Here is a 10,184-nt window from a genome sequence, read left to right as displayed (position 1 = left end):
TTTGATACTCCCATGGATTGTTAGCTCAGCTGGGAGAGCACCGCCCTTACAAGGCGGGGGTCACTGGTTCGAACCCAGTACAATCCACCATCACCTCGTTTTAGACTTGTGTGAAGCCAAAATTTGATACTCCCATGGATTGTTAGCTCAGCTGGGAGAGCACCGCCCTTACAAGGCGGGGGTCACTGGTTCGAACCCAGTACAATCCACCATATATTCCCTATCTTAATATCAATAGTATCTGCAAATAGCGTTTCTCCGTTATTGTCATTTTTGCGCACTCAGCTGCAACCCGCTTAAGCTATATTTCCCTATTATATGATGTTAAAAACTTGCTATAGTGAAGCCAGACTTTTTGCTAGCGGATCTGATATTGCCTTATGGAGCCAGATGTAAAACGCGACGAGCGTATCCTTATTATTGACGATCAAAGTCTTAGCCAGAGCTATCTGCGCTATGCCCTGGAACAATTGGGATACCACAATATCAGTTATGCTGATCGGGCGCAGACAGCGTTAAACCTGTGTAAACAGAATAACTACGAGCTCATCATCTGCGCATATAATTTGCCAAAAGGTAAAGACGGCTACCAGCTTTTTGAGGAGCTAAAAGCAACAGGCTTGCATAAACTCAGTTGCGGGCTGATTTTTATCAGTGCTGAGACCGAACCAGCTCTGGTACACAGCGTACTGGAGTTACAGCCTGATGAATTCCTCGCCAAGCCCTATGTCATCCGCGATCTGCAGCAACGCATTGAGAGAGTGCTCCGGCGAAAACAACAATTGCGCCCGGTATATGAACAACTTGAGCACCAGCAGTATGAGACAGCACTGAACTTACTGAACCAGCAGTTGATGCAAGCCGAGCTGCACAAATTATTCCCGTTGTTTCTCAAGCTAAAGGGCGACATTCTGCTATTACAGCAACGATATGCAGAGGCGCTGACTTTTTTTAACGCTATGCTACAAATCCAGCCTTTTGGTTGGGCCAGGACAGGCAAAGTGCGCTGTTTATTGCATATCCATGATGAACAACAGGCTTTTGCCGAGCTTGAACTGATGCTGGCCCGTACAGAAACCAGGCTGTTTGCGCTGGATTGCTTAAGTGAACTGGAATTTCGCCAGCAACATTATCAACAGGCACAACAGCATATTTTGGCGGCGGCTGACATTGCACCACGCAACTTATTACGCCAGCAAAAGTTACTGCAGTTATCGCGGCTAAACCATGACTATGAAATGCAATATCGCGCAGCGCGGGACATGGTTAAGTTCGCCCGCCACTCTATGCATGAACAACCGGATCTGTATTTTAACCTGGCCCGCGCCAGTATTGATTTTGCACTGAGCAGCGAAGACAGCGAACAGCAAAGCCGGTTAAACCGTCAGGCAACCTTGTCACTTAATACCGTGCAGCGGCAGTTTGGTCAGCAAAGTCTGAGCGAGGCGCAGCAGGTTTTACAAGCCAGGTTGCTATACCTGCAGGATCACCGCGAAAAAGCCCGTCAGTTGCTGGCAGAGCTGAGTGAACAAAACGAGATTGAGTCGCTTGAAGATGCGCTGGATAAAGCTAAAGCACTGCACGAAGTGGGGCTAAGCGAAGCATCCAGAACGCTGTTTAACCGCATAAGTCAGTATTGCCGGCAGCAACAACCCGAGCCTGCTTTTGCAGCTTATTTAATGCAGGAGCAACAAGAGCGCTCGGCGATGGCGCATGGCCCACGTGAGCTAAACAACAATGCTGTGCGTTTGTATCAGCATGGCAACTGGCAGGAAGCCTTCTCTGCATTTTCGCTGGCGTGGCAGGTTATGCCTAAAAATGCTGGCATTGCGCTGAACTTATGGCAAACCCTGCTCACTTCGCCCCGCCCTCTGTGCCCGGCTCAGCAGCAACAGCAACTGTTGCAGCAATGCCAGTTACTGATTGAGAACAGTAAACTGAAAGCCGAACAACTGCAGCGCTATGAGCAGCTAAAACAAAAACACCTGAGTAAACTGGCTTAAGCTGATTTGTCAGATTTATCGGCAGCTTCAGGCCATTCGGCAAAAACTGCCCTTAATGTACGCGAGCACAGCAACCAGATACAGCTGGCCAATAAAAGCAAAGGTGTCAGCATGCGCCATGGCGCATCCAACATCACCTGCCCCGGCAAATGCATTATGGTCAACAGTAAATCAACGCTGGCAACACTTAACAATATACTGCGGCCAAAGCGCCAGATATGCCGCCAGCCCCGTTTTCCCTTAGGTTTGCGCTGGCTTTGCGCAGCAACCAGCAACAACAGCGGCGCGGCCACCAGACAAGCGACAATAAAATCATGTTGTTTGGGGTAAAACCAGCTCAGCATATCGCGCTGAGCCTGGGGCAACGTCAGCACCATCACCCAGCATATGTAAGGTCGCAGCAATAGAACAAGCAGCCAGTAAAATCGTAGCGGCACCTTATGCAGGCCGTAATCATCCAGCACTGGCCAAAGCGGTGCTTTACTCATAGCTGCCGCTTACGTTGTGCCAGCATGCCAAGCACAATGAAAATTCCCAGGCTTAGCCACGGCAGCCAAAGGTTGCTGAGTTTTGCCAGTTGCCCAGCCACCAGAGGGGTCAGAAATATTGTCAGCGCACCATAACCAAAAGCACACAGCAGAATAAAAATACCGGTGCGCCAGACAAAATGCAGCGCGGCCGTTTGCCGGCGGACAAACCGGTTTAAGTCATCACCAAACACCACCAGACAGGTTGCGACCATGGCCAGCGCGATATCACGCACATAAGGCCTGAACAACGCGCCCCAGTCCAGTAAAAGCTGATACAGAAAATCCGGCATTTACATCACTCCGTACTGCGAAAACAAATCCAGCATCTGCTGCTCATTCCATACCGGCACATTTAACTCTGTCGCTTTGGCCAGCTTGGAGCCGGCATTATCACCGGCAATAACAGCATGGGTTTTATTGGAAACCGAGCCTGACACTTTTGCCCCTAGACGCTGCAGTTTCATTTTGGCGTCATCCCGCCCCATACTGGTCAGTGTGCCGGTAAGCACTATCGTCTGCCCTGCCAGGGGCTGTTCAGTCTCGGCTTGCTGTTCAATCACCGGCCAATTTATTCCTGCAGCCAGTAACGCGGCAATCACCTGCTGGTTGTGTGGCTCAGTAAAAAAGCTGTGCAGATGTTCAGCTACAACAGTGCCAACATCAGCAACCTGCAGCAACTGCTCTATTGATGCCTGCTGCAGTTTATCCAGGTCGGTAAAATGATTGGCCAGATTAAGCGCAGTAGCCTCGCCGACTTCACGAATACCCAGGGCATAGATAAAGCGTGCCAGCGTTGTCGTTTTAGACTGCTGTATCGCCGACAGCAGTTTCAGCGCCGATTTCTCCGCCATCCGCTCAAGGCCAACCAGAGCGGCCATATCCAATGAGTAAATATCAGCCGGCGTTTTTACCAATTGCTGGTTAACCAGCTGTTCAACCAGCTTATCGCCCAGGCCGTCGATATCGATGGCCTTGCGTGACACAAAGTGTTTTATCGACTCTTTTAACTGTGCCGGGCAAAACAAGCCGCCACTGCAGCGGGCAACCGCTTCGCCACTTACCCGCTCCACCGACGAGCCACAAACCGGGCAGCTATCCGGAAAAACAATATCCCGGCTACCGTCAGGCCGTTGCTCCAACACAACAGATACGATTTGCGGAATAACATCTCCGGCGCGGCGCACTATAACCTTGTCGCCAATCTGAATACCCAACCGGTCAATCTCATCCTGATTATGTAGCGTTGCATTACTGACCGTCACACCGCCAACCACAACAGGCTCCAACCGAGCCACCGGCGTGATAGCGCCGGTGCGGCCAACCTGAAACTCAACATCATGCAAGGTGGTTAACATTTCCTGCGCCGGAAACTTAAAGGCAATGGCCCAGCGCGGTGCGCGTGCGACAAAGCCCAGTGCCTGCTGCTGGGCTAAATCGGAGACTTTTATCACCACACCATCTATCTCGTAGGCTAACGCAGCGCGACGCAACAAAATATCCTGATAATAATCTAGAGCCGCCTGTGCGCCTGTCACCAGGCGAATTTCCGGGCATACCGGCAATCCCCAGTCTTTTAATTGCATCAAGCGTTGATAGTGGCTTTGATTATCCAGCACGCCTGCCGCATCTTCTACAGCACCAACAGCGTAGGCATAAAACATCAGAGGCCGCTGCGCACTGATTTTCGGATCCAGCTGACGCAGGCTGCCTGCTGCGGCATTACGGGGATTAGCAAATACCTTTTCGCCTGCTGCCCGGGCTTTATCATTCATCGCTGCAAAGCCTGCCAGTGGCATAAATACCTCACCACGCACTTCCAGTAATGCCGGCGCCTTGTCGCCCTGCAGTCTTAGAGGCACAGCCCGGATGGTTTTTACATTAGCGGTGATGTCTTCACCAGTGTAACCGTCGCCACGCGTTGCAGCCTGCACCAGTAAACCATTTTCATAACGGATGCTGACAGCCAGCCCGTCCAGCTTGGGCTCACAGCAAAAACTGAACTCAGTGTTGCTATCCAGTCTGTCAGCCATACGCTTACAAAATGCCTGAAACTCGTCGGTATCAAAGGCATTGTCCAGCGACAGCATCGGAATGCTATGTGTCACCTGGCCAAATTTGCTTAACGGCGCAGCCCCTACCCGTTGTGTCGGAGAGTCAGCGGTAATAAGCTGTGGATGCTTCGCTTCTAGCTGCTGTAACTGGCGGTAAAGGTTGTCATATTCCGCGTCTGGTACTGTGGGGTTATCCAGCACATAGTACTGATAACTGTATTGCTCCAGTTGCTGCCTGAGCTGCTGCACCTGCTGTAATAGAGACTGACTCATATCGTGATAGCCCGAAAAAATAATGCACTGAGTTTGCCATAACAAAAACGGCAGGACTACCGCCTGCCGTTTTGTCTGTTGACTATTTCGCCACTAACCGTGAATAAGCTGCTGACGCTGAAACTCGCGGATCTTATCCACGTAGTGGCGCACCGTTTGCACCGTTAACACACTGCGCTGACCATCCAGCACCTGGCCGCCAAATTCTTCAGCCAGTTTCTTAGCAGCGTTGTGCATCAGGTTGAAATTCTGCAGTGGCTCACCCGGGCCAGGCAATGTCATAAACAAGCTCACACCACGGGTAGCCAGTTTATCGATGTTCTCAAGATCGAAAGTACCGGGATTAAACATATTTGCCAGACTAAAGAGTACGGCTCCTGAGCCCGCACTGTCGGTATGACGGTGGAAAATATCCATATCACCGTACTTAAAGCCCAGTGTCAGCAACGCAGACAGCAGATCAGGGCCTTTCATTTCTTTGCTTTCCGGCAATAACACATACAGGATCAACACTTCTGAAGGCTCTTCAGCGGCAACTTCGGCTTCCGGCTCAGCTTCGGGTACTTCGCTGTCATATACCGTTTCGGGTATCTCATCATCTGCCAGTGCAGAAAAATTAAGCTCCGGCTCTTTAGGCTCATCAAACGCTAACTCAGTTTGCACCTCGGCGGCCGGCTCTCTTCGCATCGGTTCCGCCCGGCTTACTGCAGCGCGGGCAGGCTCTGTACGGCGCACCGGCTCAGCTTTTGCAGGTGCAGGCTTGGCAGCAGAATCCGTACTGCCTCTTTTTACTACCCTTACCGGCCCGACCCCTAACTCGTCAAAGCCTTCAGCTTTATCCTGTTCCTCTTTTGCCGGCTCTTCGTAATAGCGGTGTCTGGGTTGACCAGCGTTTTTACGCACTGTCCACAAGCCATGCAGCAATAAGCCACCCAGAACCAGGGCACCGATAATAATAAAAATCAAACGTAATTCGTCAGCCATAAGGTTACCTTTAATTAAGAGGCTGCTGCCATTTTTACAGCATCATCCACATCAACAGCTACTACGCGCGATACACCCGGTTCCTGCATCGTCACACCCATTAGCTGTGCTGCCATTTCCATGGCAATTTTATTGTGGCTAATATAAATAAATTGTACCGTTTCCGACATTTCCCGCACCAGATTACAAAAACGCCCTACGTTGGCGTCATCTAACGGCGCATCTACTTCATCCAGCATACAAAATGGTGCCGGATTCAGCCGGAAAATAGAAAACACCAATGATAAAGCGGTTAGGGCTTTTTCACCACCCGATAATAAATGTATTGTACTGTTTTTTTTACCAGGCGGACGCGCCATGATAGTCACTCCCGTTTCCAGTAAATCATCTTCAGTTAAATCCAGATAAGCACTGCCGCCCCCGAACACTTTCGGAAACAGTGTTTTCAGGCCATCGTTGACCTGTTCAAAGGTGTCTTTAAATTTCTGCCGGGTTTCTTTATCAATTTTGCGGATAGCGGTTTCCAGCGTGTCCATCGCGGCGATCAGATCATCGTTCTGCGCATCGAGGTATTGTTTGCGTTCAGACTGCTGTTCAAACTCTTCGATGGCCGCCAGATTTATCGGCCCAAGGCGTGACACCGCATCGGTGGTTTTATCCAGTTGCTGCTGCCAGACAGCTTCGTCAGCATCGGCGGGCAGTTCTGCCAGCACCTCTTTCATATTGGCCTGCTGCTCACGCAGCAATTCCATCATATTGTTGGCCCGCACCCGGTAACCTTCAGCATCCAGCTGAATGTCGGCCAGCTCCGCCCGCTTTTTGTTCAGCAGCTGCATAATGCCTTGCTGCCCCTGCTCTAACTGGCGTATTTGCTGCTCAACCCCGGCTAAAGCATCCTGCTGACTGATCATTTGCTGCTCTGCTTCATCGCGCTCTAGTAAACTTTGCTGCAACTGTTCCTGCAGTATCAGTTCAGACTCATCATCCGGCTGCAACTTATCGCCAAGCTGATTCAGTTGCTCCTGCAGCTGTTGCTGCTGCGCTTTGGCGCGCGTCAGACTTAGCTGCAATGCGCTCAGCTGTTGCTCTGATACTTTTTGCTGCATCAGTAACTGTTGCTGCTGCTGGCGTTTTTGTTCAAACTGCGCGCGTAGCTGCTGCAGCTGTTGCTGTGCACTGCCACTGTTTTGCTGCAACTGATGCTGCTGTGCTTCGTGCTCCAGCAGTTGCTCAGTGGTTATCTCCTGCGCCAGTTGCAGCTGATCAATACCTTCTTCCAGTTGCGCCTGTCTCAGCTGCAGTTGCTGCTGCTCGGCATCCAGCTTTTGCGCCAACCTTTGTCCTTGCTGTAATTCCTGTTGGGCCAGCAATACATTGGTTTGCTGCTGCTGATGTTGTTTTTCTGCCTGCAGCAGTTGCTCCGACGCCTGTTGCAGCCCAGCCTTACTCTGCTGCAGTAGCGATGTCTGCTCAGATAAGCTTGTTTCAACCTGCTGCAACTGAGCAGCAGCGGCGGCGATTTCGCCATCAAGCTGCTGCAACCGTTCGGCACGTAGCAAATAACTGTCGCTCTGGCTGGTACCGGCCAGCAAGGCCCAGTTAGTGCCAAGCCAGTAACCTTGCGGGCAAATCAGCGACTGCCCCTGCTGTAACTGCGCCTGACGCGCTACCGCATCAGCTACAGTGTCTGCCAGTAAAATGTGATTGAAGCTATCGGGGTACACCCCCGACACGATGGCCTCTGCCAGCGTGCCCGCTGCGGCAATCTGCTGGCTTGTCATTACCACTGTTGAGGCTTCCTGCGGCAAAGTTGCAGCAACGGCAGCATGTTGCAGTTGCCCCAGCACCATCGCCACCGCAGTCGCCCAACCGGGTTTAACCTGTAACTGGCGCAATAACTGCTGTTGCTCAGTATCGCGCTGCGATTGTTGTTGCTGCAGTTTGCTTTGCTCCCGCTGCAGTATTTGCAACTCATTGCCGGCAGTTAACTGCTGCGCCTGCAACTGCCTGCAATACTGCTCCTGTTGTTGCACTTCGGTTTGCGCTTGAGCATGCGCTGCAACATGCTGTTGCAGTAACCGCGCGCTGCTGTCCAGCTCAGTCTCCAACCCGGCAATGCGCTGTTGCAAGGGTGTCAGCGACAGCGCGGCAATATCCGCGGCGATTTGCAGTTGTTGTTGCTGCAACTGTTGGCATTGCTGCTGCTGATTTTGCAGTTGTAACTGCTGCTGCTGTTGCTGTTGCTGTAAACGAAAATGTTGCTGTTGCCAGTGCTGAAATGCCTGCTGCTGCGCCAGTTGTTCATCTTCAAGCAGATGCAGTTGCTCGCTTAACGTATCCAGCTGCCCGGCCAGTAGTTCCAGCTGAGGCGAGTCCTGCAGCAATTGCTGTTCAAGCTCGCTGTATTGCGCCTGTTCGGTGGCAATAAATTCTTCTGCCTGGCTTAGGCTATGCCGGGTTTGCTGCATCTGAGCGCTGAGCGTCTGCTGCTGTTGGCGCTGATGCAGGATTTGTTGCTCCAGCCGGCTGATGGTCGCACCTAACTGATAAAACTGGCTTTGTGTTTTCTCCAACTGCTGGCGGCCATCCTGCGCCTGTTGCTTTAATTCCAGCAATACCCGCTGATCGCCCAGCTCCTGCGACTGATACTTTTCCAGCTCGGTTTGCTGTTGTTGCAATTGCTGCTCTAATGCATTAAAGCGGTTGCTGTAATACAGCCATTTAATGGTGGTAAGTTCGGCTTTTAGCTTGCGTTCCTGTGCTTTCAGTTCTTTGTAGCGCTGTGCCGCGGTCGCCTGACGCTTTAACTTATCGATATTTTTACCCAGTTCCTCCCGCACATCAGATAAACGGTCAAGGTTCTCTCTGGTGTGTTTGATGCGGTTTTCAGTCTCGCGCCGGCGCTCTTTATATTTCGAAATACCCGCCGCTTCTTCGATAAATACCCGAAGTTCCTGCGGCTTGGATTCAATCAGCCGCGAGATCATGCCTTGCTCGATAATGGCATAACTGCGCGGCCCAAGCCCGGTGCCGAGGAAAATATCGGTAATATCGCGCCGGCGGCATTTACTGCCATTGAGGAAATAGTTGGACTGGGCATCGCGGGTGACAATACGCTTGATGGAGATTTCACTGCGATCGGCAAGGCCACCGGCCAAACGGCCCTGCGTGTTTTCAAATACCAATTCTACCGATGCCTGCGAGACAGGCTTACGCTGCGCCGAGCCGTTGAAAATAACGTCGGTCATTGCATCGCCACGCAGATTTTTCGCCGAGCTTTCACCCAGCACCCAGCGCACCGCATCGATGACATTGGATTTGCCGCAGCCGTTAGGGCCGACCACCGCCGTCATCTGCTGCGGAAACGGTACGCTGGTGCTGTCAACAAAAGACTTAAAGCCGGACAGTTTTATCTGTTTTAAGCGCATCGGGGCGGTAGCATATTATTGTTATCATCGCATGTTGCCGAATGTAGCAGCGTGCCCTATAGCTGTCACGCAAAAATCACTCACTTTTCTGCCCAATCAATACCTTACGCCGCCAACGCTGGGCTTTTTCGACCACCGTATTCTGCACTATTTTGCGGCTTTTACGCGGAAAGACCACCACAGGGCGCGAAATCAGCAGGTTATTCGGATACACCACCTGCTCGTTATCTTTAGTTCGAAGTACCGTGCTGAACAGGTTAATTTCAACGATACGTCCTTCCAGATAATTCGCACCATCGATCACCCTGACTTCCATGCCTTCGGCAAAGGCTTTTTGCCCCAGCAAAATGAAGAAAGCGGTAATATTACTGAGCAGGCTCCAGGCAGCAAATAGCGCCACCCCGACGACGGCAATCATTGACGACGCTAGTACCAGCAAACCGCGGATGTCCACACCCCAGACCACGCTCAGCACCACTACAAGCGCCAGCACCAGCAAAATATGCAATACCACCGCAGCGCGTTTATTCATCTCGGCTTTAAGCCGGCTGTGTGCAATCACCTGATACAGCAGCGGCATAATACGGCGGCTGATAATAAAATACAGAATAATGACCGACACGCTGATGATCAGCTGCACCGTAACAGGGCTGAAATGCCGGATAAATTGCTGGCTGTATTCAAAGAAAGACAAAGTGTTTACTCCCGTGTAACTGGGTTAATCCAGATCATTAAGCGGCCAGCGCACGATAAAATCTTCAAAATCATCCATATTTACCTGCAATTCTGAAATCGTTTTGTTACGCACTGACATTTGCTTTTTGTGCATCAGGCTTTTTTTGCCGCCATTTAACAGCGGATGCCAGTGTGGTAAGCCGCGGCCTTCATGCAGACGCCGGTACGCGCAACTGGTTG

General features: G+C 51.4%; 7 protein-coding genes, 2 tRNA genes and 1 pseudogene. 3 read left to right on the top strand and 7 right to left on the bottom strand.

All coding sequences use genetic code 11. The features are described 5' to 3' along the window. The first annotated feature begins 14 nt into the window (after positions 1-14). From VIN66_RS01070 to VIN66_RS01060, 3 genes are all read left to right on the top strand, one after another. Positions 15-90 (top strand) — tRNA-Val (locus VIN66_RS01070). Between the two features lie 46 nt (positions 91-136). Further along, positions 137-212, top strand: a tRNA-Val gene (locus tag VIN66_RS01065). Between the two features lie 168 nt (positions 213-380). Then, a complete protein-coding gene (locus VIN66_RS01060; RefSeq protein WP_331922269.1) occupies positions 381-2,003 on the top strand; it encodes a response regulator in 1,623 nt (540 codons plus the stop codon). On the opposite strand, the gene VIN66_RS01055 is transcribed toward VIN66_RS01060, so the two are convergent. The 7 genes and pseudogenes from VIN66_RS01055 to VIN66_RS01025 form a co-directional block, all read right to left on the bottom strand. Continuing rightward, the gene (locus tag VIN66_RS01055) at positions 2,000-2,491 is read right to left on the bottom strand and encodes a DUF2919 family protein (RefSeq protein ID WP_331922268.1); all 492 of its coding nucleotides are present in this window, start codon (positions 2,489-2,491) and stop codon (positions 2,000-2,002) included. The two genes, VIN66_RS01060 and VIN66_RS01055, sit on opposite strands and share 4 nt — an antisense overlap. Continuing rightward, positions 2,488-2,823, bottom strand: a complete 336-nt coding sequence (locus VIN66_RS01050; protein ID WP_331922267.1) for a DUF3392 domain-containing protein — start codon at positions 2,821-2,823, stop codon at positions 2,488-2,490. The genes VIN66_RS01055 and VIN66_RS01050 overlap by 4 nt, the downstream gene beginning before the upstream one ends. Next, a complete protein-coding gene (gene ligA / locus VIN66_RS01045; RefSeq protein ID WP_331922266.1) occupies positions 2,824-4,857 on the bottom strand; it encodes an NAD-dependent DNA ligase LigA in 2,034 nt (677 codons plus the stop codon). Positions 4,858-4,950: 93 nt separating this feature from the next. Continuing rightward, a complete protein-coding gene (gene zipA / locus VIN66_RS01040; protein WP_331922265.1) occupies positions 4,951-5,841 on the bottom strand; it encodes a cell division protein ZipA in 891 nt (296 codons plus the stop codon). Positions 5,842-5,855: 14 nt separating this feature from the next. Beyond that, positions 5,856-9,269: a chromosome segregation protein SMC gene (gene smc / locus VIN66_RS01035; RefSeq protein ID WP_331922264.1), complete on the bottom strand. Its 3,414-nt coding sequence runs from the start codon at positions 9,267-9,269 to the stop codon at positions 5,856-5,858. Positions 9,270-9,345: 76 nt separating this feature from the next. Then, complete coding sequence (locus VIN66_RS01030) at positions 9,346-9,963, bottom strand: mechanosensitive ion channel domain-containing protein (RefSeq protein WP_331922263.1); 618 nt, start codon at positions 9,961-9,963, stop codon at positions 9,346-9,348. 24 nt (positions 9,964-9,987) lie between these two features. Then, positions 9,988-10,184, bottom strand: a pseudogene (locus VIN66_RS01025) (YcgN family cysteine cluster protein); the annotation flags it as partial.

Source organism: Rheinheimera sp. (assembly GCF_036568245.1).
In the GTDB taxonomy this organism is placed as follows: domain Bacteria; phylum Pseudomonadota; class Gammaproteobacteria; order Enterobacterales; family Alteromonadaceae; genus Alishewanella.
Note: the sequence above shows the minus strand (reverse complement) of the source record. Positions and strands in the feature narration are given on the sequence as shown.